The sequence below is a fragment of the Phyllobacterium trifolii genome (assembly GCF_014192095.1).
GTDB lineage: Bacteria > Pseudomonadota > Alphaproteobacteria > Rhizobiales > Rhizobiaceae > Phyllobacterium > Phyllobacterium trifolii.
In genome coordinates, this window is record NZ_JACHXN010000017.1 from 101,462 (window position 1) to 126,951 (window position 25,490).

The following is a 25,490-nucleotide window of genomic DNA, read 5'->3' on the forward strand; positions in this document are numbered from 1 at the left end:
ATATCAAAAATGCCACCGCGAGTGGCTAAAATAGAGGGAAACAGAATGCTGAAACGTTTGAGTTTAATGGGAATTCTGGTCGCGTCGGGCCTATTTTTCGCCGCACCGGTCTTTGCCGCCGATACTATCGTCATCGGGACGTATCCGGCCAATCCCCCTTGGGAATATAAGACTGCCTCGGGCGCTTTCGAAGGCTTCGAAGTCGATGTCGTGCGCGAAGTTGCCAAGCGCCTCCAACTGACGCCGGATTTCCAGGACATGGGCTTCCAAGCCTTGTTTGCGGCAACAAGTTCCGGGCGTATCGACTTCGCCATTTCGTCGATCTCGATCACCAATGACCGTCTGAAGAACCAGTCCTTCACCCAGCCCTATTATGACAGCGATGGCACGGTTGTCGGCAAGACTGACTCGTCCATCAAATCGCTGGAAGAGCTCAAGGGCAAGACCATCGGCGTCATCGCTGGTTCGACAGGCGATGCATGGGCCAAGGCAAATTCCGAAAAGCTCGGTGTTGCCGAAGTGAAGAGCTATGCCGCCCAGCAAGATCTGCTGATGGAAGTGCAGAACGGCCGTATCGATGGCGGTGCGGGCGAGTTGGCGGGCTTCCAATATGCCATGACCAAGATGCCTGGTCTCAAGCTTCTGGTTCGCATCCCGACCGGCGAGCGCTTTGCTCTGATGGCCAAGAAGGACAGTCCGCTGGTTGAAAAAGTCAGCGAAACCATTTCTGCGATGAAGACCGATGGCACGATGGCGGCGATCCACAAGAAGTGGTTCAACGTCGATCCGGAGCCGGGCACCAGCACGGTCAAGGTTCTGCCGCTGCCGAAGGCAGAATAATCTCGAACATCGGGGCCGGTGCTTTTCACCGGCCAACCGGCCCGTCTGAGGGCTGTTGAGCAGTTTACCCGCAGGTAAGTCTATGGAATTGATCCACACTTTCTTCAACTGGGAAATTCTGGTCGAATCCTTTCCGATCCTGCTGCGCGGGCTTGGCAACACGATCATGCTCGGCTGCGCAGCCATATTCTTCGGCTGCATAGGCGGGTTGATCCTGTGCTTGATGAGGCTTTATGCGCCAAGCTGGCTGAGATACCTGGCGATCTTCTACATCGACATTTTTCGCGCTTTGCCGATTCTTGTCGTTTTGATCCTGATCTATTACGCGCTGCCCTTGGCAGGTATCCGCTTTACCTCGTTCACCTCCGCCACGATCGCGCTGTCGATGGTGCTTGCGGCATTCACCGCCGAAGTGTGCCGCGCCGGTATCGAAAATATTTCCAAGGGTCAGTTCGAAGCGGCATCGGCTCTGGGCCTTTCCTTCTGGATAACCATGCGCAAGGTCATTCTTCCCCAGGCCTTGAAGGTGGTCATTCCGCCGCTCACCAGCAATTGCGTGTCAATCTACAAGGACACGTCGCTCGCCTCGGTTGTTGCAATGCCGGACCTGCTGAAACAGGCAACCGACGCGCAGGCATTGATGGCCAATCCGACGCCGTTGATCGGTGCAGCCATCATTTATCTGGCGTTCCTCTGGCCGCTCGTTCGACTTGTCAGTTATCTCGAGGAGCGTGGCAAGCAGCAGCATTCGAGATGAACAAATTTCCACGATCCATACAAGCATGGCGCCCAGCGCGCGCCACTCATTCCAGGGAGCAGTCATGAACCAGCACCAGACGACCCAAGCCAGTTCGACCGAAGCCGCGTTTCCGGTCGAGACCATTCGCCCGATGTTTCCGGCGTTGCAGAAGGCTGGCGATTTCGTCTTTTTCGACAATGCCGCCGGGGCGCAGATTCCGCAGAGCGTGCTCGACGCGGTGACGAACCATTTGGTCGAGTTCAACGTTCAGCGCGGCGCGCGCTACGGTCGCGGCGTCCAGATGGACAAGGCCATTGCCGATGCCCGCGAGAGCGTGGCACTGCTCATCAACGCCCGCGATCCGCAGGAAATCTGCTTCGGCATGAATGCGACCTCGTTCATCCGTCTCGTCAGCCTCGGCATCGGCCAGATGCTGCAGGAGCGCGACGAGATCATCATCACTGACATGGATCACGACGCCAATATCGCGACATGGCTGGCGCTCGAATCGGCCGGTGCAAAATTCGTCTGGTGGCGCATGCGCGACGACGGCAATCTGCATGTCGACGATCTGCGGCCGCTGGTAAACGACAAGACACGTCTTGTTGCCTGCACGGTCACCGCACATTCCATCGGCTCGATTGTGGATGTCACCTCCGTCGCCAAAATCGCCCATGATGCCGGTGCCGAGGTGTTCCTCGACTGCGTGCATTACGGTCCGCACGGTCTGATCGACGTTCAGGCCTGGGATTGCGATTATCTTGTCTGCTCCGGCTACAAGAACTTTTCGCCGCATATGGGCTTCCTGTGGGGCCGCTTCGAGACATTGGAACGCCTGCCGACCTTCCGCGAAGATTTCATTCCCAACATACCGCCACACAAGGTCGAGGCTGGCACGTTCATCTACGAAAACGTCTCGGGCATGGACGCTGCGGTCAAGTATCTTGAATCGATCGGCCGCAATTTCGCTGCGGCCAACAACCGGTCCCGCCGCGAGAATATCATTGCGGGCATGGGCAAGATCCGCGCCTATGAGCTGCAGCTCGCCACCGAAATGCTGCGTGTTCTCAAGGATTGTGGCGCGACGGTCTATGGTATCGACGATGCCGAGCGGATCAATCAGCGCGTTCCGACCTTCTGCTTCAATGTCGGCAAATTGTCGCCGCAGCTTGTCACGGAAGAGATGGCCGAGATGCAGATTGGTATCCGCGACGGCCACATGTATGCGCCGCGCCTGATGAAACGGCTCAACCTCAGCATGGATAGCGGCGCGGTTCGCCTTTCGCTGGTGCATTATAACACGATGGCGGAAATTCACCGTTTCGAAGAGGCGCTGAAGACGATCATCGCCCGACACGCGTAACGACAGCCAAATGCAATCCGTGCTGTTTTCGAATGTGCGGATTGCATGCAAATGCCTGCATTGTGCAGTAGATTGGAATCAAGGGAACGCCGCTCTCAAGGGCGCGAAGGAAGAGGAAGGTTACCGATGCAAACCAATGAAGTTCTTGGCCAGCTGGCTGAATTGCTCCTGTCCGGTGGTGTCGAGGTGGTGGATCTTGCCGCTGTGCTCGGTCCCGATACCCCCTTGCTGAAGTTACCGCCGGAGCTTGCGGTCGACACGCCGAAAATCGAAATCCATGAGATTTCCGCTTATGACAAGAACGGTCCGTGGTGGGCATGGAACTGGCTGAAGCTCGGCGAGCATTCCGGGACGCATTTCGATGCGCCCAAACATTGGATCACCGGCAAGGATTATCCGGATGGCGCGACTGATACCATCCCCGCGAAGAATTTCGTTGCACCGGTCAATGTCATTGATTGCTCGAAGGAAGCCGCCAAGGATCATGACTTCCTCCTGACGGTCGAGCACATCAAGGCATGGGAAGCCGAGCACGGCGCTATTCGCCCCGGCGAATGGGTCGTGATGCGCACCGATTGGTACAAGCGCAACGGCTCCGAGGCGGAATTCCTCAATGCCGATAATACCGGACCACACACGCCCGGGCCTACAGCCGAGGCGATTGAATACATCATTTCCACCGGCGCTATCGGCTGGGGCAGCGAGACCATCGGCACCGATGCCGGTCAGGCTGGTGGAATGACACCGCCTTTCCCGGCGCACAGCCTGATGCACAAGTCCAATCGTTATGGTCTTGCCAGCCTGTGCAATCTGGATCGGCTACCGCCCAAGGGGGCCATCCTGATCGCCGCTCCGTTGAAGATCCACAATGGTACGGGCAGCCCGACGCGGGTTCTGGCGCTTATTCCAAAAGCCTGAGGGCGGGCATATGCGATACAAAAAATGAGGAGGACTTTCACATGGCTGAACGGTCATTCGCAAAGGAAGTCGAAAAGCTGAGACTGGGTGCCGGGGAAGAATTCTCCGGCGAAGGTATCCTGGCCATCACCAAGGCGCTGCTGCAATGCGGCGTCGGTTATGTTGGTGGTTATCAGGGTGCTCCCATCAGCCACCTCATGGATGTGCTTGCCGATGCTCAGGATATTCTCGGCGAACTCGGCGTGCATTACGAGGCAAGCGCCTCCGAAGCGACGGCGACGGCAATGCTCGCCGCCTCAGTGCATTATCCCATTCGCGGCGCGGCAACATTCAAATCCACGGTTGGCACCAACGTCGCCTCCGATGCGCTTGCCAACCTGGCATCGGGCGGCGTTACCGGCGGCGCGCTGATCATCGTCGGTGAGGATTACGGTGAAGGCTCGTCCATTATGCAGGAGCGCAGCCACGCCTTTGCGATGAAGAGCCAGGTCTGGCTGCTCGATCCGCGTCCGAACCTGCCCTCCATCGTCAAATCGGTCGAAGACAGCTTCGAGCTTTCCGAAGCTTCGAACACGCCGGTCATGCTGCTTGTGCGTATCCGCTGCTGCCATGTCCATGGCCAGTTTATCGCCAAGGATAACAAGCGCCCGGGAATGACCGTCGCCGAGGCACTGGATTCGCCCCGGCGCGATACGAAACGCATCGTCCTGCCGCCGGCCTCTTTTCTGCACGAGAAGGAAAAGATCGAAAAGCGCTGGCCCGCCGCGGTCGATTTCATCCGCTCGCACAAGATCAACGAGTTCTTCGGCCCTGATATCGCCAAGGTTGGTATTGTCCTGCAGGGCGGCATGTACAATGGCGTCATCCGCGCGTTGCAGCGCATCGGCCTTGCCGATCTTTACGGCGAGACGCAGGTGCCGCTTTATGTGCTCAATGCGGTTTATCCGTTGGTCGAAGACGAATTTCTTGGCTTTTGCCAAGGCAAAGACGCGGTGCTCGTCGTCGAGGAAGGCCAGCCGAACTATATCGAGCAGGCCATGGCGTCGATGCTGCATAAGGCGGATCACACAACGCGCATCATCGGCAAGGAAGTCATGCCGATGGCTGGTGAATATACCGGCCAGGTCATGTTCGACGGGGTCGGCGCCTTCCTGCGTGAGCGCGCACCGCATCTGCTTCCAGCTCAGATACGTGCGCCTAACACCACCGATATGAGCCAAGATCTTTCCGATCTTACGGCACTCGTTCCCGGGCGACCGCCCGGCTTCTGCACCGGCTGCCCGGAGCGGCCGATCTTCGCCGCCACCAAACTGATCGAGCAGGAACTGGGGCACCATCACATCGCGTCCGACATCGGCTGCCATCTGTTTTCGATCATGCCGCCCTTTGAGCTCGGCGCAACGACCATGGGTTACGGCCTCGGTCCGGCATCGGCTTCCGCGTTCAATTCTCCCGACGCCAAGCGCCGGTCGATTTCCTTCGTCGGCGATGGCGGCTTCTGGCACAATGGCCTGACCTCTTCCATCGGCAACGCGGTATTCAACCGCAATGACGGGGTGATCGTCATCGTCGACAATTTCTATTCGGCCGCCACCGGCGGGCAGGACATTCTGTCGTCACGCGCCAATAACCGCTCGAAATCGACCAAGCACCCGATTACCGAAGCGGTCAAAGGCATGGGCGTCAAATGGGTTCGCCATATCGAGCGCACCTATGACGTCAATAAAATGCGCGACACGCTGCGCGAGGCGCTGACCACGCCGACGACAGGTCCGAAGGTCATTGTCGCTTCGTCGGAATGCATGCTGAACCGGCAGCGCCGCGAGAAGCCGCTGATCGACAAGGCGATCAAGGGCGGTGAACGCATGGTCAAGCCGAAGTTCGGCGTTGATGAGGATATCTGCACTGGCGATCATGCCTGTATACGCTTGTCGGGCTGTCCGTCACTTTCGGTCAGGACGCTCGACGATCCGCTGCGGGACGATCCCGTTGCCCATATCGACCAGAGCTGCGTCGGTTGTGGCAATTGTGGCGAAGTTGCCGATGCTGCCGTGCTTTGCCCGTCCTTCTACCGTGCCGATGTCGTGCACAATCCCGGGACATGGGACCGTTTTGCCGACAACATACGTCGCAAGCTCATCGGCATGATGCAGAACTGGCGCGAGCGCCGCCGCCTGGAATTCGTGGACGCATAACTTGGCAGATCAGTCACCTTCCACACCCGAAGCGGACAGGATCATCAAGCTTGCGGTGCTGGCCGTTGGCGGGCAAGGCGGCGGTGTTCTCGCCGACTGGATCACTGCCGTTGCCGAGGTCAATGGTTACCGCGCGCAATCGACATCGGTTGCAGGCGTGGCACAGCGCACCGGCGCGACGATCTATTACGTCGAGCTATGCCGCGATACCGGCCGCCAGCCGGTGTTCGCCTTGTCCCCGGCGCAGGGCGATGTCGATATCCTGATCGCGTCCGAACTCATGGAAGCCGGCCGCGCCATCATTCGTGGCTTCGTCACGCCCAACCGCACCACACTGATCGCGTCCTCGCACCGTATCGCCGCCATCTCGGAGAAGATCGAGCCCGGCGATGGGCGTGCCCCTTCCGATCAGGTTATGGCCGCGGCCAAGGGTTCGGCGAAGCGCTTTATAAGTTTCGACATGGAGCAGATGGCGCTTGATGCCGGGTCGATGATTTCAGCCAGCCTGCTCGGCGCGCTGGCGGGTTGCGGCGCGCTGCCTTTTCCCCGCGAGACCTATGAAGAAATCATCAGGGGTTCAGGTCGGGGGGCGATTGCCAGTCTGAAGGCCTTCGCGGCGGCTCATGATCGTGCCAGAGATGTGGAGGCAGCCCCCGAAGCGTTCCCACCTCAACCCATCCCTTCAACGCCGAAAGTAAAGGGCCCGCAGCAGCTCCTGTCGCAGTGGCAGTCGCTCAACGCCCGCGTCGATGCCTATCCCGAGCTCGTGCGCGATATGGCCCTGCGCGGCCTGCGCAAGGTCACCGATTATCAGGACGTCGCCTACGGCACCGAATATCTCGACCGACTCGATCAGGCGGTCAAGCTGGACAGAGCCGGCTACGCGCTGTCGCTTAGCGCGGCGAAACATCTCGCCAATGCCATGTGTTATGACGACATGATCCGGGTTTCCGATCTCAAGACCCGTTCGAAGCGCGACGCGCGCGTACGGTCCGAAGTTGGCGTCAGGGATGGAACAGTCCTGCAACTGACCGAGTATTTCCATCCCCGCATCGAGGAATTCTGCGGCACGCTCCCGGCTGGATTTGGCCGCTACATCGAAAGCCGCCCGAAAGTTTCGGCTTGGCTTGACAGGCGCATCAATCGTGGACGCCGCATCCGCACCGACAGCATGTCGGGCTTTGCCATGCTGTGGTTCATCGGCGGTCTGCGCCGCTGGCGCCGCTCGCTGCTGCGGCATCAGGTGGAAACCGCGCATCTGCAGCACTGGTACAAACTGGCGCTCGATCACGTTTCGCAGGATTATGCGCTTGCAGTTGAAATCCTCAACTGCCGCCGCCTGATCAAGGGCTACAGCGACACGCATGTCCGCGCCTTCTCCAAGTTTGACCGTGTGCTTTCCGGCCTTGATCTCGTCAAGGGCCGGCCCGATGCGGCCGATTGGATTCGGCGCCTGCGCGAAGCTGCATTGAAAGACGAAAAAGGTACCATGCTCGATGGTGCCCTGAAGACCATCGCCTCACTGGACTAACCCGGGATCACTGCCGTGGCTTCGATCTCCACCAGAGCGCGATCTTCCAGCAACGCCACAACCTGCACTAGCGTCATTGCCGGATAGTGACGGCCGAACACCCGGCGGTAGGCTTCGCCCAACCTTCGCTGTTGGGTGACATAGGCCTCCTTGTCGGTAATGTACCAGGTCAGCCGCACGATATTGGCGGGCGAGGCGCCTGCGCTTGCCAGCACATCGGCGATATTGCGCATGGTCTGTTCCGCCTGTTCGACGAAGTCATCCGTTTCGAACTGCTGATCCTTGGTCCAGCCGATCTGCCCGCCGACAAACAGCGTTTTGCCTTCGCCGATGACGCCGTTCGAATAACCTTTTGCCGGCGGCCATCCCTGCGGATGAACAATCTCTACCATACTGATTTCCTGCCTTCGTGTTTCTAATGCTGGTTGGCCTTGCGCAACTGGAAGCGTTGGATCTTGCCCGTCGCCGTCTTCGGTAGGGCCTCGACGAATTTGATGGAACGCGGATATTTGTACGGTGCGATCACCTGCTTGACATGATCCTGCAGCCGCTTGACCGTCAGCTCGTCGGCGGCAACGCCCGCGCACAACATGATGTGTGCCTGCACGATCTGGCCGCGGGCTTCATCGGGCGCGCCGATGACCGCACATTCGCTGACATCCGGATGCAACAGCAGCGCCGCTTCGACTTCGGGACCGGCAATATTGTATCCGGCAGAGATAATCATGTCGTCGGAACGCGCTGCGAAATGAAAATAGCCGTGCTCGTCCTGGCTAAAGGTATCGCCGGTGAGGTTCCAGGCGTCACGCACATATGTTTTCTGGCGCTCATCCGCCATATAGCGGCAGCCCGTCGGCCCACGCACGGCAAGCTTGCCGGTTTCGCCGCGCGGCAGTTCGCGCATGTCGTCATCGACAATGATGGCTTCATAGCCGCGAACCGGCTTACCGGTGCGGCCGGGACCTGAATCGTCCAGCCGGTTGCTGATGAAGATATGCAGCATTTCGGTCGAGCCGATACCATCGAGTAGCGGCTTGCCAGTCCTGGCCATCCAGGCCTCGTATATGGGGGCGGGAAGCGTCTCGCCAGCGGAAACGGCAACGCGCAGTGAAGAAAGGTCGGCGCCATCGTTCATAGCCTGCAGCATGGTGCGGTAGGCGGTGGGCGCGGTAAAGCTGATTGTCGCCTTATAGGTCTCGATGATTTCGACCATCTTTGTCGGCGTTGCCTGCTCCAGTAGGGCTGCTGCCGCCCCGAAGCGCAAGGGGAAGATCGCCAGACCGCCCAGCCCGAAGGTGAAGGCGAGCGGCGGCGACCCGACGAAAATATCGTCGGGCTGCACGTCCAGCACTTCCTTGGCATAGGCATCCGCGATCATCAGCAGATCGCGGTGAAAATGCATGGTCGCCTTGGGCTCGCCCGTCGTGCCAGAGGTGAAGCCGAGGAGGGCAACATCATCGCGGCCGGTCTTCACCGGCTCGAAGCGCACGGATTTGTTGAGCGCAATACGGTCGAGTTCAGCATCGTGGTTGGCAGTGCCGTCAAAGCCAACGACGTGCTTGAGGAAACGGCTCTCTTTGGCGCAGGCCACCATGTCTTCCATCAGCCGCGTATCGCAGAGAGCGAAACTGATTTCCGCCTTGTCGATGATCTGGGCGAGTTCCCCGGCGCGCAGCATGGGCATGGTATTGATCACCACGGCCCCGACCTTGGTTGCCGCCAACCAGCACGCGACCATGGCCGGATTATTGGCCGAGCGGATGAGAATGCGGTTGCCGGGCTCGACGCCGTAATTTTCGATCAGCGCATGGGCGATGCGATTGGTCCAATCCGTCAGCTCCTTGTAGGTGCGGCGGCGGCCATTGCCGATTAACGCGGTATTGTCGCCAAACCCCCGATTGACCATGACATCGGTCAGTTCGACCGCCGCGTTGAGCCATTCGGGGTACTGGAACTTTTCCATCGGCATTTCCGGCCAGTCTTCGGCCGGGGGCAGATTATTCCGGGTGAAGTGATCCGTATGTGAAGTCGGTCCCAGCATGGTTTATCCCCTCGCAATTAATTCCGGGCAAGCTCGTGCCTTGCGATGATTATTTTCTGCACGTCCGATGCGCCCTCATAGATGCGTAATGCCCGGATTTCCCGGTAGAGCCGCTCGACCACGCTTCCCTTGCGCACGCCGTCACCCCCGTGAATCTGCACCGCCTTGTCGATGACGCTCTGGGCATGATCGGTTGCATAAAGCTTGGCCATGGCCGCCTCGCGGCTGACGCGTTCGGCGCCGTTGTCCTTCAGCCATGCCGCGCGGTAGACGAGAAGGGCGGCGGCGTCGATATCGAGCGCCATGTCGGCGATATGCCCCTGTACCATCTGCAGGTCGGACATGGGCGCGCCAAAGAGATGGCGTCCATTGGCGCGGGATACGGCCTCGTCCAGCGCGCGCCGGGCAAAGCCGAGCGCAGCTGCTGCAACCGTGGAACGAAATACATCCAGCACAGACATGGCGATGCGGAAACCTTGGCCCGGTGCGCCGACAAGCGCCGACGCTGCAACGCGGCAATTGTCGAAAACCAACCGCGCCAGCGGATGCGGGGCGATGACGTCAAGCCGCTCGGCGATCACCAGCCCCGGTGTGTCGGCGGGCACGATGAAAGCCGAAATGCCCTTGGCTCCGGCTGCTTCGCCGGTGCGGGCGAACAGTGTATAGACATCGGCAATGCCACCATTGGATATCCAGGTCTTCTCGCCGCTCAATATGTAATCATCTCCGTCACGCGTGGCCGATAGTTCCATATGGGCGACGTCGGAACCTGATTGCGCTTCGCTGAGGGCAAAGGCTGATATCGCATTGCCGCTGCGGGTCCTGTTCAGCCATGCCTGCTTTTGCACATCTGTTCCGAACAGCGACAAAGCACCGGTGCCGAGGCCCTGCATGGCAAAGGCGAAATCGGCAAGGCCATCATGCCGCGCCAATGTCTCGCGGATCAGGCAGAGGCTGCGCACATCAAGCTTGCTGGAAGCATCGGCGGGATCGGTGGCCGTGTGAAGCAGGTGACCCGCTTCACCGAGTTTGCGCACGAGGTCGCGGCAGGCTGCATCGGTGTCGTTATGATCGATATGGCCGAGACTTGTGCCCGCCCATGTTTCGACGTCATCGGCCAGTTGCCGGTGCCGGTCTTCGAAAAATGGCCAGGCGAGAAACGATCGGTCGGCCATATCAGTCGCCCCCGAAGACGGGCTTTTCATGCGCAACGAAAGCATCGAAGGCGCGCTGGAAATCCTTCGTCTGCATGCAGATCGCCTGCGCCTGCGCTTCCGCCTCGATAGCCTGATCGATGGACATTGACCATTCCTGATTGAGCATTGTCTTGGTCATCATGTGACCGAAGGTGGGTCCGCCCGCCAGCCGCTTTGCCAGTTTGATCGCTTCCGCGTCGAGCTCTGCGGCCGGGACGATGCGGTTATAGAAACCCCAACGTTCGCCTTCCTCCGCCGCCATGGACCGGCCGGTGTAGAGCAGTTCGGCGGCGCGGCCCTGACCGATGATTCTCGGCAGTATGGCGCAGGCGCCCATGTCGCAGCCAGCAAGGCCGACGCGCGTAAACAGGAACGCCGTCCTGGCTTCCGGAGCGGCGAGCCGCAGGTCCGACGCCATGGCGATGATCGCGCCCGCGCCGACACAGACGCCATCGACGGCGGCGATGACGGGCTTGCCACAGTGCATGATCGCCTTGACCAGATCGCCGGTCATGCGGGTGAAGTCGAGCAGACGCTTCATGTCCATCTTCAACAGTGGACCGATAATGTCGTGCACATCGCCGCCTGAGCAGAAATTGCCCCCATTGGAGCCAAAGATTACGGCTTTGATGTCATCGGCATAGGTGAGGTCGCGAAAGCAGTCCCGGAGTTCCGCATAGCTCTCGAAGGTCAGCGGATTCTTGCGCTCGGGCCGGTCGAGCGAAATGATGGCGATACCGCCCTCGACGTGCCATTTGAAATAGGTGGCCTTGTAGTTTGCCATCTCACGCATGGTCATCTCCCGCAATCAGTCCCCGCGAATGCTCGATTGTGTCGAAAATGGAACTCAGCCGTGCCGTCGTATCCGGCGGAAGGCTGCTGAAGATATCATTGATCCACAATTCGTGCGCAGCGGCCATGCGCGCGAACTCGTCCCGACCCTTGTGTGTCAGGCGTACCAGCATGGCGCGCTTGTCACCCACGACAGGCACACGCAGTACGGCACCGTCCGAAACCAGCCGCTCGATGATCCCGGTGACATTGCCATTGGAAACGCGCAGCGCCGAGGACAGTTCGCTCATCTTGAGCCCTTCTTCGAAGCGGTAGAGCGCCGCCATCACGTCGAAACGCGGTAGCGTGGTATCGAATTCCATCCGCAGCTTTTCGCGCATTGTCGCCTCGATATGCTTGGTCGCCTTCAGCATCTTCAGCCAGACCCGCAGGTTCTGCTTGACGAAAGCAGGGGATGCGCCCACATCGAGGGATGGTTTTTGTGTCGGGTCGCTCATATTTCCCCTCCTGAAATGGAAATCGCCTGGCCGTTGATGGAATCAGAATTCGGGCCGCACAACCACAAAACCGTCTGTGCAACCTCGTCCGGCTGGATCAGCCGTTTTTGCGGATTGGATGCGGCGAGCGCGGTGACTGCTTCAGCGCGGCTCTTGCCGGTCTTGCGGATGATAGTCTCTATGGAATGGTCCAGCATGGGTGTATCGACAAAGCCGGGACAGATCGCATTGACGGTAATACCCGTCTTGGCGAGCTCCAGTGCCAGCGCTCGGGTCAGCCCGACAACCCCGTGCTTGGCGGCGGTATAAGCCGAAACATAGGCATAACCCTTCAAGCCCGCAGTCGAGGCAATGGCGATGAGCCTGCCGCTGTTGACCTGCATCATGGCCGGAAGCGCGTGGTGAAATGTGGTGAACACGCCGGTAAGATTAAGATCAATCTGGTTCTTCCACGTCTTGAGATCGAGGCGGTGGAATGGCGCACTTTCGGCGGCACCCGCGTTGGCGATGACGATATCGAGCTGGCTGCCGATCTGTTCGAACAGGTGCTTGGAGGCGGCAGCGTCAGTTACATCGGCGGCAATCGGAACAATCAATGCCGATTTTGCCGCCGTCTTCGCCAACACATCGGCACGCCGCCCGGAGATGATCACCCGGGCCCCCTGTCCTGCGAGTTGCAGCGCGATTGCAGCGCCAACCCCGGTGCCGCCGCCGGTGACCAGCGCGACCTTACCTTCGAACGAGCCCGCCATCTATGCGCCCTCGACCGGCGTGATGATCTCGGCCCGCTCTGCCAGTCGTACCATCTGGTCGCGGCCGGGATAATAGGGCTTTGGCCAAGATTCGGTCTTGTCGCCCAAGGCGACGGCCGCGTGCAATGTCCAGTAAGGATCGCTGAGATGCGGACGCGCAAGGCAGACGAGATCGGCACGTCCGGCAAGCAGGATCGAGTTCACATGGTCCGGCTCGTAGATATTGCCGACAGCCATCGTCGCCATGCCTGTCTCGTTGCGGATGCGGTCCGAAAACGGCGTCTGGAACATGCGGCCGTAAACCGGACGCGCATCGACCGAAGTCTGTCCGGCAGAAACATCGCAGATATCGACGCCCGCCGCCTGCAGCATCCGCGCAATCTGCACCGCGTCCTGCGGCGTAATGCCTTGCTTGCCGACCCAGTCATTGGCCGAAATGCGCATGGAGATCGGCTTTTCAGCGGGCCAGGCCAGCCGCACGGCGCGAAAAATCTTTAGCGGATAGCGCATGCGGTTTTGCAAGGAGCCGCCATATTCGTCGGCGCGGTTGTTCATCACCGGGGTGATGAAGGACGACAGCAGATAGCCATGCGCAGCGTGCAGTTCCAGCATGTCGAATCCAGCGCGATTTGCCATCCGCGCCGCCGTGACGAATTGATCGCGTATGCGGTCCATGTCAGTGCGCGTCATGGCGTGCGGGGTTTGGTTCTGTTTCGACCATGCGAGTTCCGATGCGGAAAGCACCGGCCAGTTGCCGTCGGCGAGCGGCTCGTCCATGCCTTCCCAGCCGACCCGCGTCGAGCCCTTGGCGCCGGAATGGCCGAGTTGACAGCATATCTTCGCGTCGGTCTCTGCATGGACAAAATCGACGATCCGCTTCCACGCGGCTTCATGCCCGGGCGCATACATGCCGGTGCATCCGGGCGTAATCCTCCCTTCGGCACTGACGCAGGTCATCTCGATGGTTACCATGCCCGCACCGCCCTTGGCACGCTCGCCATAATGCACCAGATGCCAGTCGTTGGGTGCCCCATCGACGGCCTTGTATTGCGCCATGGGCGAAACGACGATTCGGTTCTTCAGCGCCATACCGCGTAGTTGGAACGGCGCGAACATCGGAGCGCGGTGCGTGCCTTGCCCGGCGCCGGCTTTTTCCTGAAACCACGCTTCCGCATTGGCCAGCCAGTTGCGGTCGCGCAGGCGCAAATTTTCATGGCTGATACGCTGCGAGCGGGTCAGCAGTGAATAATTGAATTGGACGGGATCAAGATCGAAATAACGCTCCACATCCTCGAACCATTCGAGCGAATTGCGCGCGGCAGATTGCAGCCGCATCACCTGCAAACGGCGCTCGTCCTCATATTTGTCGAAGGCGGCACCGATCGACTTTTCCATATCCAGATACTCTGCCAGCGCGATAGCACTTTCGAGCGCCAGCTTGGTGCCGGAACCGATGGAAAAATGCGCCGTTGCTGCCGAATCGCCGAGGAGCACGACGTTCCGATACGACCATTTCTCGCACAGCACGCGGGGAAAGCTGATCCATGCCGAGCCGCGAATATGATTGGCATTGGTCATAAGCGCATGACCGCCGAGATATCTCGCGAAAATCCGCTCGCACACAGCGATGGACTCCTGCTGGCTCATTGCGCCGAAGCCGAACTTGTCCCAGGTCGCCTGCGTGCATTCGACGATGAACGTCGCCGTGTCGTCATCGAACTGGTAGGCGTGCGCCCAGATCCAGCCATATTCGGTCTCTTCGAAGATGAAGGAGAAGGCATTGTCGAATTTCTGGTGTGTGCCGAGCCAAACGAACTTGCATTTGCGTATGTCGATCTCAGGCTTGAAATGTTCGGCGAATGCGGTGCGGGTGCGCGAGTTCAACCCATCGGCTCCGATGACCAGATCATAAGTCTTGCTCAAGGCCACCACGTCGTCGACCGGCGTTTCGAAGCGCAGGTGAACGCCGAGCTCTCTCGCGCGGTTTTGCAACACAAGCAATAGCTTTTTGCGGCCAATGCCGCAAAAGCCGTGTCCGGTCGATACCGTTTCGGTGTTTTTGAAGTGAACGGCGATATCGTCCCAATAGGCGAATTGCGTGCGGATGGCCTCGGCGCTGATCGCATCATTGGCGGCGAGATTGCCGAGCGTTTCGTTGGAAAGCACTACGCCCCAGCCGAATGTATCGTCGGCTTTGTTCCGCTCGATGACGGTGATGTCGTGAGCAGGATCGCGCAGCTTCATGCTGATGGCAAAATAGAGACCGGCAGGTCCTCCTCCCAGACAGGCGATCTTCATCAGACATGCACTCCGGTTTGACCTTCGTCGTGCCATCATCGTGTCACCGCATGAAAATAATTTCAAGTATGAAATTTCAAGCTTGAATAATTACCTGATTGTGCGGATATTGAGCGTGGAAAATGGGAGGCGCGCGTTGGAAAACACTATCCGAACCGAAATACAGGATGGTTATGCGATCCTGACCCTTGACCGCCCAGATGCACGCAATGCGCTCAACACTGGTATGCTGAAGCAACTGGCGGAAGCATTGGCTCATTTCGACCGCGATCCCGAAATACGCATCGTCATCCTGACGGGCGCCGATGGCAATTTCGCCTCTGGCGCGGATATCGGCGAGGTTGCCGACAAGACTGCCGTGGACGGCGTGCATGATCTGCGCCTGCATTCCTGGGAGGCGATTGCCAAGGTCCGCAAGCCGCTCATCGCCGCGGTGGAAGGTTACTGCCTCGGCGGCGGTTTCGAACTGGCGCAGCGCTGCGATCTGATCGTCGCTGCCGGCAATGCCACGTTCGGCCAGCCGGAGGTGCGGCTTGGTCTCATCCCCGGCGCAGGTGGTGTCCAGCGCCTTGCAACCAGCATCGGCAAATGGCGAGCGATGCGGATGGTCCTGAGCGGCGAAACTATCACTGGGCATGAAGCGTTCGAATGGGGCCTTGTTTCCCATATAAGCGCTGCCGGCGAAGCACTGCAAACCGCCAGGGAGGTTGCGGCCAAGCTTGTCAAGGGCGCTCCTTTGGCCCAGCAATTTGCCAAGCAGGCTGTGCTGGCCGCCCTGGACAAGCCGGAGGGCTTCGATCTGGAGCGGCGCTCCTTCGAACTGCTGCTTTCCACCGAGGACAAGGCGGAGGGCATCGCGGCCTTTCGCGTCAAGCGCAAGCCGGATTTCAAAGGGCGCTGACATGAGTGAAACAATGAATGTAATCGGCGTCGTTGGCGCGGGCGTGATGGGTCGCGGCATTGCCCAGCTCATGGCGCGTGGCGGCAAACGGACGATCTTGTATGATGCCGTTCCCGGCATGGCGGCGACAGCCAAGGCGACCATTCTTGCCGGCATCGAGGAGCGCATCGCTCGTGGCAGGGCCGGTGAGGACGAATTGGCTGTGGCGGCGCGGAACATCGTAATCGCAGATGATCTGGCTGGTCTTGCGCCCTGCAAGCTTGTCATCGAAGCCATCATTGAAACCATTGAAGCCAAGGCTGGATTGTTTCGCGCGCTGGAAGCCGTGTGCGATGATAGCTGCATCCTTGCAACCAACACGTCATCGCTGTCGGTCACCGCGATAGCGGAAGGCCTGCAGAACCCGCGTCGATGCGCGGGGTTGCATTTCTTCAACCCTGCAACCGTGATGAAATTGGTCGAAGTGGTTGCAGTGCCCGCGACAGATCCGGCCGTTATGAAGCAGCTTGCCGCGCTCGTTGAACGGCTTGGCAAGACAGCTGTCGAGCTGCGCGACAGTCCGGGCTTTCTGGTCAATCGTTGTGCTCGGCCGTTCTATGGCGAAGCGCTGAAACTTTTGGAGCAGGAAGTGGCCGATGCCGCGACGATTGATGCCTGTCTAAAATCGTCGGGAGGCTTTCCGCTTGGACCGTTCGAACTCATCGATCTCGTCGGCGTCGATATAAACCTTCATGCGACACGGGCGGTCTGGAACGCTTTTGGACAAGCGCCGCGCTTCACGCCTTCGTCGATCCTTGAAAATATGGTGCGTAAGGGGAAATTGGGCCGGAAAACCGGCTCGGGCTTTTTCACCTATCCGCGTGAGACAACCGGCGCATTAGCGGAAATCCCCGGTGATCCGGATATTTTCGTCCGCGTCGCTTCAATGCTTGCCAATGAAGCAGCCTTCGCCTTTCAGGAAGAACTCGCCTCGGCGGAAGCTATCAACACGGCAGTCAAGCTTGGCCTCAATTTCAGGCATGGGCCGCGCGACCTGGCGCAGATGATAGGCGTTCCAAAGATCATCAAAACGCTGCAGCGCTGCGCGCAAACCGATACCTCCGGACGCTATGAAATCTGTGCATCACTCGCGCAATTTGCAGATCAATAGCTCCCAGCGGGCGAAGCAAATACGAGTGGCCGTTCAACAGGCGTGCCTATGATTCTGAATGCCATTGCGGAAAACCTGAAGCGCCACTCGAAAGATAATTTTAAGGGCCGGCATTTCTCACCCATAAGATGGCAATCGCCGCGGATGGCATTTGTTCCACGATGTCAAGCCTGTCAGTGAACTGAGAGAGCAGCGCTTCTATGCCATGAAGCGTCTTTGTAACAGTAACGTACTTCCTTCGTCCTTTCACAAATCTCTAGTCTTCCATTCGCTAGTTCCTGGCAATTTTTCATGAGGATTGCGGCTTTCGAGCAAGCTGATTGCAACAAGCTGATTGCAAATTGGGGGGCGGGCACAGTCAGAGAACAGCAACGGGAGAACGATATGAACAGAACGGCGACTGCACTCTTCGTGGGTCTTCTTTTAGGCTCAACGTTAACGCAAGGGGCGATAGCTCAGAGCTCGCCGCCTGCGATCACCGAGGAGGAGGCGCATGCGATAGGCGTGGACGCCTACGTGTATTTCTATCCCTTGCTGTCGATGGACGTCACCAGAAGGCAGCTGACAAATGTCGATGCCAGGCCGGGGGCGATCGGTGGTCCGGCCAATCAGTTCAACAACATCCTCGAGTTCCCGCCGGCGGACCTGAAGGTGGTGGTACGTCCGAATTTCGACACGCTGTACTCGAGCGGTTGGCTCGATCTGACGAAGGAGCCGGTGGTAGTTTCGGCTCCCGACACTGGCGCGCGCTATTACCTGCTGCCCATGCTCGACATGTGGACGGACGTGTTTGCCTCCCCGGGCTGGCGGACCACCGGAACCGCAGCGGGTCACTTCCTGATCGCACCGCCCAACTGGCGGCCCGACCTCCGTGTGAAGTTCGATGAGTTCAAGCTGCCGGAAGGCACACAGAGGATCGACGCACCGACGCCCTATGTCTGGATCATCGGTCGAACAAAGACGGACGGACCGCCGGACTATGAAGCCGTTCACAAGGTCCAGGACGGCTACAAGATCACGCTGCTCTCCGAATGGGGCAAAGATTCCAAACCTGCCGAAGTGAAGATCGACCCGTCGATTGATATGAAAACGTCACCGAAGGTCCAGGTCGATACCATGCCCGCAGACCGCTACTTCACCTACGCCGCTGAGCTCTTGAAGGTGATCCCGCCGCATAGCACCGACGAGCCGATCCTGGCACGGATGAAGCGGATCGGCATCGAGCCGGGCAAGAGCTTCGACCTGTCCAAGGCGGATCCGGTGGTCCAGAAGGCACTCGCGACCGTTCCGCAGGATGCACAGGCACTCATGCTGTGGAAGCTCAAGACGCTCGCCCGAGTCGCCAACGGTTGGTCGATGAACACCGACACGATGGGGGTGTATGGAAACTACTACCTGAAACGCGCCATCGTTGCGCAGCAGGGTCTCGGTGCCAACCTACCCGAAGACGCCATCTATCCGCTCAATCTTGCCGACGAAAACGGCCAGCCGCTCGATGGCAGGAACAATTACACAATTCACTTCGACAAGGCCGAAATTCCGCCCGTCCACGCCTTCTGGTCGGTGACGCTGTATGACGACAAGGGATTCCAGGTCGCCAACTCAATCAACCGATTTGCGGTCAGCAGCTGGATGCCGTTCGTGTATAACGCTGACGGTTCGCTCGATCTCTATTTCCAGCACGAGAGCCCGGGCAAGGATAAGGAATGGAACTGGCTGCCGGCTCCCGAAGGGCCGTACAACTTGACAATGCGGCTCTACGCACCCGAGCCCGATGCTCTGACAGGGAAGTGGAATCCGCCGCCGGTTACGAAGGCGATGCAGTTGCCAGGTTTGGTGGCTCAGTGAGTTTTCAAGGAAAACGCCTAGCCTGTGGCCCGGACGGCTAATTTACAGAATGCCGATAATTCTAACGATCTGATACGGCAGTATCAGCAGGGTCCGGCCAGCTATCGTTTCAAGTATGCCGGTTGGCCCGGGCCTACGCATTGCAACGTATCGCTGCGTCCAGTTCTGCACATTGAGGAGAGAAGATATGCCTACGATCACCACAATAGACGGCGTCGAGATTTTCTACAAAGACTGGGGCTCGGGACAGCCAATCGTCTTCAGCCACGGTTGGCCGCTCTCGGCCGATGACTGGGATGCGCAGATGATGTTCTTCGTTAACCAGGGCTTTCGCGTCATCGCACATGATCGGCGCGGCCATGGGCGCTCCAGCCAGGTCAGTGACGGTCACGATATGGACCACTACGCTGACGACCTTGCGGCACTGACGGAAAAGCTCGATCTCAAGAACGTCATTCACGTAGGCCACTCGACCGGGGGCGGTGAGGTGGTGCATTACATCGCGCGCCACGGCGAAACTCGGGTAGAGAAGGCAGCCATTTTGAGCGCCGTCCCCCCGTTGATGGTAAAAACCGACGCCAATCCCGGCGGCTTGCCAAAGGACGTATTCGATGGCTTCCAGGCCCAGCTCGCGGCAGGCCGTAGTGAATTCTACCATGCCGTGGCCGCAGGACCCTTCTATGGCTATAACCGGCCAGGCGCGAAGCCCTCCGACCCAGTGATCAGGAACTGGTGGCGGCAGGGGATGATGGGCGGCGCCAAAGCCCACTATGACGGGATCGTCGCCTTCTCTCAGACCGATTTCACCGAGGATCTGAAGAAGATCACCGTTCCCGTGCTCGTGATGCACGGGGACGATGACCAGATTGTGCCGTACGCCGACTCGGCGCCACTCTCGGCAAAGCTTTTGAAGAACGGGACGCTCAAGACCTATAAGGGCTTTCCGCACGGCATGCCAACTACCCATGCAGAGACCATCAACGCCGACCTTCTCGCGTTCTTCCGGACGTGACGCGCAATAGGGGGCAACTGATTGGCCCCCGCCATCCCGTGCCGCTTCGGCGGGGCCAAGACGCTACGCCAACCTTGATCATACCCAATCCATCGAACAGCGCCCCTGACACGTGTGGGCCGAAGGGAGGATGCCATGACGTACTTGCGCCCTCTATCCCGAAGCCGGCCTTGTCTGTGTTGCCTCGCGTCCACCACTTTCGCCGCAACCGGAGGTTGGCCTCGCTATGCCGCTTGTGTTGTTGGCGCGGCGCATGGACACTGGCATCCCCCAGGTTCGAGCTGCACTATTGCCATGCCGCCTCGTTTTTCTTTTCGCAGTCGCCAAACGCCTTCTTCAGACCGCCTAGCACCTCGGCTGCTGTTTCGAACATGGCCTTCAGTTGCGGCTCACCGACCTTGTCGATGTCTTCCCGCAAGTGGTCCATTGTCTCTTGAAGCTGTGTCTGCATCTTCTGCGTATGATGGCGTGGATTGCGATCGGCTTCACGGACCATTGGTCTTCTCCTTTGGTTCGCGGTTCGATAAACCGCCTATCCGTTTGGCGTTGCAGGCAAAACTCTTTGCCTCTAGTCTCGGTTCCCGATATCGTTTTTCGAGAGTAAAGTTTTATTTTGATGGTGATGCATGGAACACCAGGACCTTCTTTCCGGCTTCATCCGGCTTCACGTCCTGCATCATGCGGTCGAGGGCGAGCTCCACGGTCTCTGGATGATCGAGGAACTGGCGCATCACGGCTACAAGGTTTCGGCCGGGACGCTTTATCCGATGCTGCATTCCATGGAGAAGAAGGGATATCTCACCTCGCGAACCGAACGGGTAGGCCGCACCCATCGCAGGATCTACAATGCGACACCCTCCGGCGTCGCAGCTCTCGCACTCGCCAGGGAAAAGGCCAAGGAGCTGTTTCGTGAAGTCGTCGGCGGAAGTAATTCATGAAGAAGCTATCACGCGTCCACATGGTACGCCGGGAGAAGTCTTTACAGCCTTTTTAAAGCTCGGCCTCACTTCCTTCGGCGGCCCGATCGCTCATCTTGGCTACTTCCGAGACGAACTGGTGGTACGCCGCAAATGGATTGACGAGGCCGGCTACGCCGATCTGGTGGCGCTGTGCCAGTTTCTTCCCGGCCCTGCCTCAAGCCAGGTCGGCTTTGCTCTCGGTCTCCTGCGCGGTGGCCCAATGGGGGCGCTTGCTGCCTGGGCTGCCTTCACACTGCCGTCTGCAATCCTGCTTGTCATCTTCGCGATGGCTGCAACGGCATTCGATGGCCCCGTAGGAGCCGGTCTGTTACATGGGCTGAAGATTGTGGCGGTCGCGGTTGTCGCCCAGGCAGTCTGGGGCATGGCAAAGACACTTACTCCTGATCGAGAGCGGGCGAGCATTGCGCTCGCCGCTGTCCTCATCGTCGTATTCGCGGCTGGCGCGATTGGACAGGTCGCGGCGATCACGGTCGGCGCACTCGCCGGGCTTGCAATCTGCCGCAACGGTCCAATCATGAGGACAACGCATCTGTCTTTCCGGGTTTCTCCAATTGTTGGAGTCGGATGCCTCGTTGCGTTCTTTCTCCTGCTCGGTGGCCTTCCGGTCGTGGCAGCCGCCGTTCATTCGCAAGGCATAAACCTGTTCGATTCCTTCTATCGCTCCGGTTCGCTTGTCTTCGGCGGTGGCCATGTCGTGCTGCCCTTGCTGCAGTCCGAGGTGGTCAATCCCGGCTGGATGACGAATGACACCTTCCTGGCCGGCTATGGGGCCGCCCAGGCAGTCCCAGGACCCCTGTTCACGTTTGCAGCCTACCTCGGCGCTGTTGTGGAGCCTGATCCGAACGGCCTCCTCGGGGCGACCATATGCCTGATCGCGATCTTTTTGCCGGGATTCCTGCTGCTGCTCGGTACCCTGCCATTCTGGGACAGCTTTCGCACGCGCCCGACGGCTCAGGCTGCGATGCGCGGTGCCAACGCCGCGGTCGTCGGGATTCTCGGAGCGGCTCTCTATAGCCCGGTATGGACCAGCGCCGTTCTCTCGCCGCGCGACTTCGCGCTCGCACTTGCCGGATTTCTGTTGCTCACCGTTTGGAAAGCCTCTCCATGGATCGTGGTTGTGCTGCTGGCTGCTGCTGCCACCGTCCTAACCCTCGTCTGAAGGAGGATTTGATATGGCTGTCAGCGTTCGTTATTTCGTCGATGATGTCGATTCCGCGATTGCATTCTACACGCAATCGCTCGGCTTCGCGGTCGCCATGCATCCCGCTCCCAGCTTCGCCATGCTGACCAGAGGGCATCTTCGCCTGTTGCTGAATGGGACGACGGGACCCGGTGGCGCGTCCCAGCCCATGCCGGATGGACGCCGGCCGGAACCCGGCGGATGGAACCGCATCCAGTTAGAGGTCGAAAACATCGAAGACGAGGTCGAACGCCTCCGGACATCTGGCGCCAGATTTCGCAACGAGATCGTGACCGGGATGGGTGGCAAGCAGGTTCTCGTCGACGACCCGGCTGGCAACCCCATCGAATTGCTCGAGCCGCCCCACAAGTAGCTTTCAGCAGTCTCTAGATTTCATCCGAGAGCCAGTTTTTAGGCCGAACTGTCAGGATATGTCGCAGAACTCGGCGCGCCGTTTTCCTGTGCGCCGATATCGTGCCGGAGTTGGAACCACGACCGGATCACGCGAGCTATACTGCTTCCAGACTCTCGGTCCTGAAGAATGAGAAACGGTTCCTCTTTTCTGCGGCCGCGCATGCGCAAAGGGCAGTGGCCTATCTCTACGATCTTCAGCCTATGGCGTAACAACGTGCGGCTTGGCCGCGCGCTATTGATGCCGGTAATCGCCGCATCTGTCTCAAAGCCACGCTTTCGGCGACGATGCCGGAACTATGCTGTGAAAGTTGGGCAGCAGGACCTGAGCCGTTGGTTCGGATCGATGCTCTCCACAATGCGCATTCAGATTATGAACGCCTTCGCAGAGTTGGAATTTCATTATGAATGTTGTTGTAAGAACTTATTCAGGTAAGGGCGCGAGATAGCTATTTGCACTGTTGGAGGAGCGCAAGGCGGAAATTGAACAGCTTTTGCGTACAACCCGGGGATTTGTGAGCTATCCATGGGCACGATAATCATTCACGCTACAACTCGTAGTTCGACATTTCGGTCGCGAAACCAGTCGGGACCGCTTTGTCATCATGGCCGGTTGCTTCTCAGTCGACGTTCCAGTGCAGCCCCCTATCTTTCCAGACATGTTTCATTTTCAGCATTATCTGTTCCGAGCTTCGATGTGGAAATTCTCGGGCGAGCGCAGGAACGAGCTTTAACACGTCTGCCCTTTTCGGCAGCGCATCACTCGCAAATTTGGCCTGCGCATTGATTTCCAGATTCAGCCTGTCGTGATCGGTCATGGATGGTTGTGAGGCTTTACACCAGGAGGCGCACTCGCCCGGTCTAATCCTGAGCTTTCCGGCGCTTCCGGTCTCTCGGACTCGATCAGTGCCACCCGCAACTGTTCTTGGCCACCGCTCGCCAACTCATGCGCATGAACTGTGTCTTGGTCGATCCGGACAAATTGGCCCTTGTCGAGCCGGAACGCGCCGTTCATTCCGCCTTGCTTGAAGAAGTCGGCTTCCAACTCTCCCCAATATCCAAGGTACTCTCCGCAGCTAGCGCAGTTAATAGGCGTGTGGCCCGATACATCCTCGGGAATTCTAAGGTAGATTGTCTTGCAGTTCGGGCAGTCCAGCTTGTGGTCCAGTTCCTGAGACATCTTCGAGATCCCATGAAAGAGGCACTGACCTGCATACGAATATTATAGAATTTTAAGTTTGCAACCTTGTGTCTGCCAGCAGACGAATCCCCTCAGGTCAAGCGGAAGTCAGACACACCTCTTGGCTTGCCCTTATGCCGCCGAAAAGACTTGCCAGCCGGTGATCCACGTTCCGGCTCATCCACATGGTTGCCTGCTTCCTTGGCGGCTTGGATAAACGCAAAATGTGCGGTACCCGGTGAGAGGTTTCTTTCAAGACAGGATAGTAGTGCATGCTTCTGGCAGACAAGCCGCTTGTGGAAGTGAGGTCTGACGCTGACGCTCATCGGCGCCGGAACCTCTGCTTGCAATAGGGGATAGCCAGCAAAAGTTTGATGCGAGCGGTGGCTGCTTGATCGTTCCTTTTGTGAACCAATCGATAGTTAAGGTTGCGTCTCTTCGATTGGGTCGATCTTTATCTCTGTCGACAAAGCGAAGTCGTCGAGATCCTCTGCCACGACACTTTGACTTCGGGCAGGTCGGGCCTCTGCTCATCCCAAGGGGAGTGGGACCAGAAATGCATTCAAACTTAATCGCGAGTCAGTGGAGGTACTTGGGCCGGCTTGCTATTATCATGGACATGTCGCGGACGTTGGTTCCCATCGGCTCTGTCACAAACTCAAACAAATTGATTTCACGTTTTGCGGTCATACTAGCTATTCTCTCGTAGTCTCTTTCGCCTCGCGCAAAAAACATGATCACCGTACGTGCCACCTGTTCTGCGAGAGGATGGTATTTCGGATCGCGGCCAAGAATCTGGCAGGCTCGTTGATGGGCCTTTTCCAGGATACGCCAGTCATTTTCAGAGGAAATATGATCGATGCTTGAATACAGCATGGAAGCCCCTCCATACGTTTAGGCGGGAGCACGTTCCATCTCTCAATCGCAAGCGCCCTGCTAGCGACCTGAAGAGTGTCCGCCAGTGGACAGAGAGAGTCAATAAAATCCTGATAATCGAACAGGAACTTGAGCTTACGCTGATGTATCCGGAACCATTCGACCGTGGGACGGTTCAGGACCAAGGGGAGACGCATTTGAGTAACGATGAAAAGCCCAAAGGTGCGCGAATTATTGACTGGCAACTCAAGCGGCCCGAGTACGGTGAAGCATTGCGCTCATATTACAAGCCATTCCCTCATGATGAGAAGTTTGAGGACTTGCTGCGCCGGTTGGATGAAGCCGAAGTCAAGAGCCTTAAGCCGGGGAACAAGTAAACGCTACGGGCGTTCTCGATCATGGTGGAATACAAGAGCTTCTCGCCCGCTATAGTGACAAAACTGGTCGTGAACCGGTTCCAATTGGATGGGCATTTATAGTCCATGATTGCTCAAGGGCACGAGAAGACGCGGGATAAGGCACTAAAGATGGGCTGGATTACGCGGCACGGCCGGTTGGCAAGTCGCGCCTGAGACTTTCATTCTCGCAGCGAAAGAGGCCGGGATTACAGCGCGCGAGCGGCTCGGTAGACCGCCATTCATAGGAGTACGTCAATCAACACCTATGTTGTCCTTCTCGCGCTGTTTGGCGTGGTCGTTCTGTTCACCGCTTGGCTGCCGATGCTGCTCAAGGACGTTCCCCTGTCATTGCCCATGATATGCATTGCCTTCGGAACATTGTTTGTCTGGAC

General features: G+C 58.5%; 25 protein-coding genes and 1 pseudogene. 15 read left to right on the top strand and 11 right to left on the bottom strand.

The annotated features are described in order from the left end of the window. The first annotated feature begins 45 nt into the window (after positions 1–45). The 6 genes from FHS21_RS22155 to FHS21_RS22180 all read left to right on the top strand — a co-directional run bounded on the left by FHS21_RS22155 (position 46) and on the right by FHS21_RS22180 (position 7,586). Entirely contained in the window at positions 46–840 is a 795-nt protein-coding gene (locus tag FHS21_RS22155; RefSeq protein WP_183663987.1) for an ABC transporter substrate-binding protein, read from the top strand. An 82-nt stretch (positions 841–922) separates the two neighbouring features. Continuing rightward, positions 923–1,597 (top strand): amino acid ABC transporter permease, encoded by a 675-nt coding sequence (locus FHS21_RS22160; RefSeq protein ID WP_112525406.1) that lies wholly within the window; start codon positions 923–925, stop codon positions 1,595–1,597. 64 nt (positions 1,598–1,661) lie between these two features. Next, on the top strand, positions 1,662–2,942 hold the full coding sequence (locus FHS21_RS22165) for a cysteine desulfurase-like protein (RefSeq protein ID WP_183663989.1): 1,281 nt from the start codon (positions 1,662–1,664) through the stop codon (positions 2,940–2,942). 126 nt (positions 2,943–3,068) lie between these two features. Beyond that, the gene (locus FHS21_RS22170; RefSeq protein WP_183663991.1) at positions 3,069–3,860 is read left to right on the top strand and encodes a cyclase family protein; all 792 of its coding nucleotides are present in this window, start codon (positions 3,069–3,071) and stop codon (positions 3,858–3,860) included. Positions 3,861–3,901: 41 nt separating this feature from the next. Continuing rightward, positions 3,902–6,055 (top strand): thiamine pyrophosphate-dependent enzyme, encoded by a 2,154-nt coding sequence (locus FHS21_RS22175; RefSeq protein ID WP_112551826.1) that lies wholly within the window; start codon positions 3,902–3,904, stop codon positions 6,053–6,055. A 1-nt stretch (position 6,056) separates the two neighbouring features. Beyond that, complete coding sequence (locus FHS21_RS22180; protein WP_183663993.1) at positions 6,057–7,586, top strand: indolepyruvate oxidoreductase subunit beta family protein; 1,530 nt, start codon at positions 6,057–6,059, stop codon at positions 7,584–7,586. On the opposite strand, the gene FHS21_RS22185 is transcribed toward FHS21_RS22180, so the two are convergent. The 7 genes from FHS21_RS22185 to FHS21_RS22215 are packed head-to-tail and all read right to left on the bottom strand — an operon-like array spanning position 7,583 to position 15,162. After that, on the bottom strand, positions 7,583–7,978 hold the full coding sequence (locus FHS21_RS22185; RefSeq protein ID WP_112525414.1) for a RidA family protein: 396 nt from the start codon (positions 7,976–7,978) through the stop codon (positions 7,583–7,585). The genes FHS21_RS22180 and FHS21_RS22185 overlap by 4 nt on opposite strands. 23 nt (positions 7,979–8,001) lie before the next feature. Further along, positions 8,002–9,627, bottom strand: coding sequence for an AMP-binding protein (locus tag FHS21_RS22190; protein ID WP_183663995.1), 1,626 nt, complete (start codon positions 9,625–9,627; stop codon positions 8,002–8,004). A 17-nt stretch (positions 9,628–9,644) separates the two neighbouring features. Further along, positions 9,645–10,802 (bottom strand): acyl-CoA dehydrogenase family protein, encoded by a 1,158-nt coding sequence (locus tag FHS21_RS22195; RefSeq protein WP_112525418.1) that lies wholly within the window; start codon positions 10,800–10,802, stop codon positions 9,645–9,647. Between the two features lies 1 nt (position 10,803). After that, positions 10,804–11,616: an enoyl-CoA hydratase family protein gene (locus FHS21_RS22200; RefSeq protein WP_210283590.1), complete on the bottom strand. Its 813-nt coding sequence runs from the start codon at positions 11,614–11,616 to the stop codon at positions 10,804–10,806. Continuing rightward, entirely contained in the window at positions 11,609–12,112 is a 504-nt protein-coding gene (locus tag FHS21_RS22205) for a MarR family winged helix-turn-helix transcriptional regulator (RefSeq protein WP_112525422.1), read from the bottom strand. The genes FHS21_RS22200 and FHS21_RS22205 overlap by 8 nt, the downstream gene beginning before the upstream one ends. Further along, on the bottom strand, positions 12,109–12,864 hold the full coding sequence (locus FHS21_RS22210; RefSeq protein ID WP_112525424.1) for an SDR family NAD(P)-dependent oxidoreductase: 756 nt from the start codon (positions 12,862–12,864) through the stop codon (positions 12,109–12,111). The genes FHS21_RS22205 and FHS21_RS22210 overlap by 4 nt, the downstream gene beginning before the upstream one ends. Further along, positions 12,865–15,162 (bottom strand): bifunctional salicylyl-CoA 5-hydroxylase/oxidoreductase, encoded by a 2,298-nt coding sequence (locus FHS21_RS22215; RefSeq protein ID WP_112525426.1) that lies wholly within the window; start codon positions 15,160–15,162, stop codon positions 12,865–12,867. It lies immediately after the preceding gene. 136 nt (positions 15,163–15,298) lie between these two features. Between FHS21_RS22215 and FHS21_RS22220 the strand changes: the two genes are divergently transcribed. From FHS21_RS22220 to FHS21_RS22235, 4 genes are all read left to right on the top strand, one after another. Continuing rightward, positions 15,299–16,063, top strand: a complete 765-nt coding sequence (locus tag FHS21_RS22220; RefSeq protein ID WP_112525428.1) for an enoyl-CoA hydratase-related protein — start codon at positions 15,299–15,301, stop codon at positions 16,061–16,063. Between the two features lies 1 nt (position 16,064). Further along, positions 16,065–17,213, top strand: coding sequence for a 3-hydroxyacyl-CoA dehydrogenase NAD-binding domain-containing protein (locus FHS21_RS22225; RefSeq protein ID WP_183663998.1), 1,149 nt, complete (start codon positions 16,065–16,067; stop codon positions 17,211–17,213). 384 nt (positions 17,214–17,597) lie between these two features. Further along, entirely contained in the window at positions 17,598–19,061 is a 1,464-nt protein-coding gene (locus FHS21_RS22230) for a DUF1254 domain-containing protein (protein WP_112525464.1), read from the top strand. Positions 19,062–19,248: 187 nt separating this feature from the next. Further along, on the top strand, positions 19,249–20,073 hold the full coding sequence (locus FHS21_RS22235) for an alpha/beta fold hydrolase (RefSeq protein ID WP_112525432.1): 825 nt from the start codon (positions 19,249–19,251) through the stop codon (positions 20,071–20,073). A 286-nt stretch (positions 20,074–20,359) separates the two neighbouring features. Here the strand turns inward: FHS21_RS22235 and FHS21_RS22240 are convergent, their stop codons facing one another. Beyond that, a complete protein-coding gene (locus FHS21_RS22240; protein WP_183664000.1) occupies positions 20,360–20,569 on the bottom strand; it encodes a hypothetical protein in 210 nt (69 codons plus the stop codon). 130 nt (positions 20,570–20,699) lie between these two features. On the opposite strand from FHS21_RS22240, the gene FHS21_RS22245 reads away from it, so the two are divergent. The 4 genes and pseudogenes from FHS21_RS22245 to FHS21_RS22260 form a co-directional block, all read left to right on the top strand. Then, positions 20,700–21,011, top strand: coding sequence for a PadR family transcriptional regulator (locus FHS21_RS22245; RefSeq protein ID WP_112525466.1), 312 nt, complete (start codon positions 20,700–20,702; stop codon positions 21,009–21,011). Further along, positions 20,983–22,212 (top strand): chromate efflux transporter, encoded by a 1,230-nt coding sequence (chrA, locus tag FHS21_RS22250; protein WP_312879911.1) that lies wholly within the window; start codon positions 20,983–20,985, stop codon positions 22,210–22,212. The genes FHS21_RS22245 and chrA overlap by 29 nt, the downstream gene beginning before the upstream one ends. A 13-nt stretch (positions 22,213–22,225) precedes the next feature. Continuing rightward, entirely contained in the window at positions 22,226–22,606 is a 381-nt protein-coding gene (locus FHS21_RS22255) for a VOC family protein (protein WP_112525438.1), read from the top strand. A gap of 83 nt (positions 22,607–22,689) precedes the next feature. Continuing rightward, positions 22,690–22,857 (top strand): annotated as a pseudogene (locus FHS21_RS22260) (zincin-like metallopeptidase domain-containing protein); the annotation flags it as partial. Between the two features lie 407 nt (positions 22,858–23,264). On the opposite strand, the gene FHS21_RS22265 reads toward FHS21_RS22260, so the two are convergent. From FHS21_RS22265 to FHS21_RS22275, 3 genes are all read right to left on the bottom strand, one after another. Then, positions 23,265–23,462 (bottom strand): hypothetical protein, encoded by a 198-nt coding sequence (locus FHS21_RS22265; RefSeq protein ID WP_183664004.1) that lies wholly within the window; start codon positions 23,460–23,462, stop codon positions 23,265–23,267. Beyond that, positions 23,459–23,824, bottom strand: coding sequence for a hypothetical protein (locus FHS21_RS22270; RefSeq protein ID WP_183664006.1), 366 nt, complete (start codon positions 23,822–23,824; stop codon positions 23,459–23,461). Before FHS21_RS22270 ends, FHS21_RS22265 begins: the two co-directional genes overlap by 4 nt. A 579-nt stretch (positions 23,825–24,403) precedes the next feature. Further along, complete coding sequence (locus FHS21_RS22275; protein WP_183664008.1) at positions 24,404–24,700, bottom strand: hypothetical protein; 297 nt, start codon at positions 24,698–24,700, stop codon at positions 24,404–24,406. A 197-nt stretch (positions 24,701–24,897) separates the two neighbouring features. On the opposite strand from FHS21_RS22275, the gene FHS21_RS22280 reads away from it, so the two are divergent. Continuing rightward, positions 24,898–25,077: a hypothetical protein gene (locus FHS21_RS22280; RefSeq protein WP_158482219.1), complete on the top strand. Its 180-nt coding sequence runs from the start codon at positions 24,898–24,900 to the stop codon at positions 25,075–25,077. Positions 25,078–25,490: the final 413 nt, after the last annotated feature.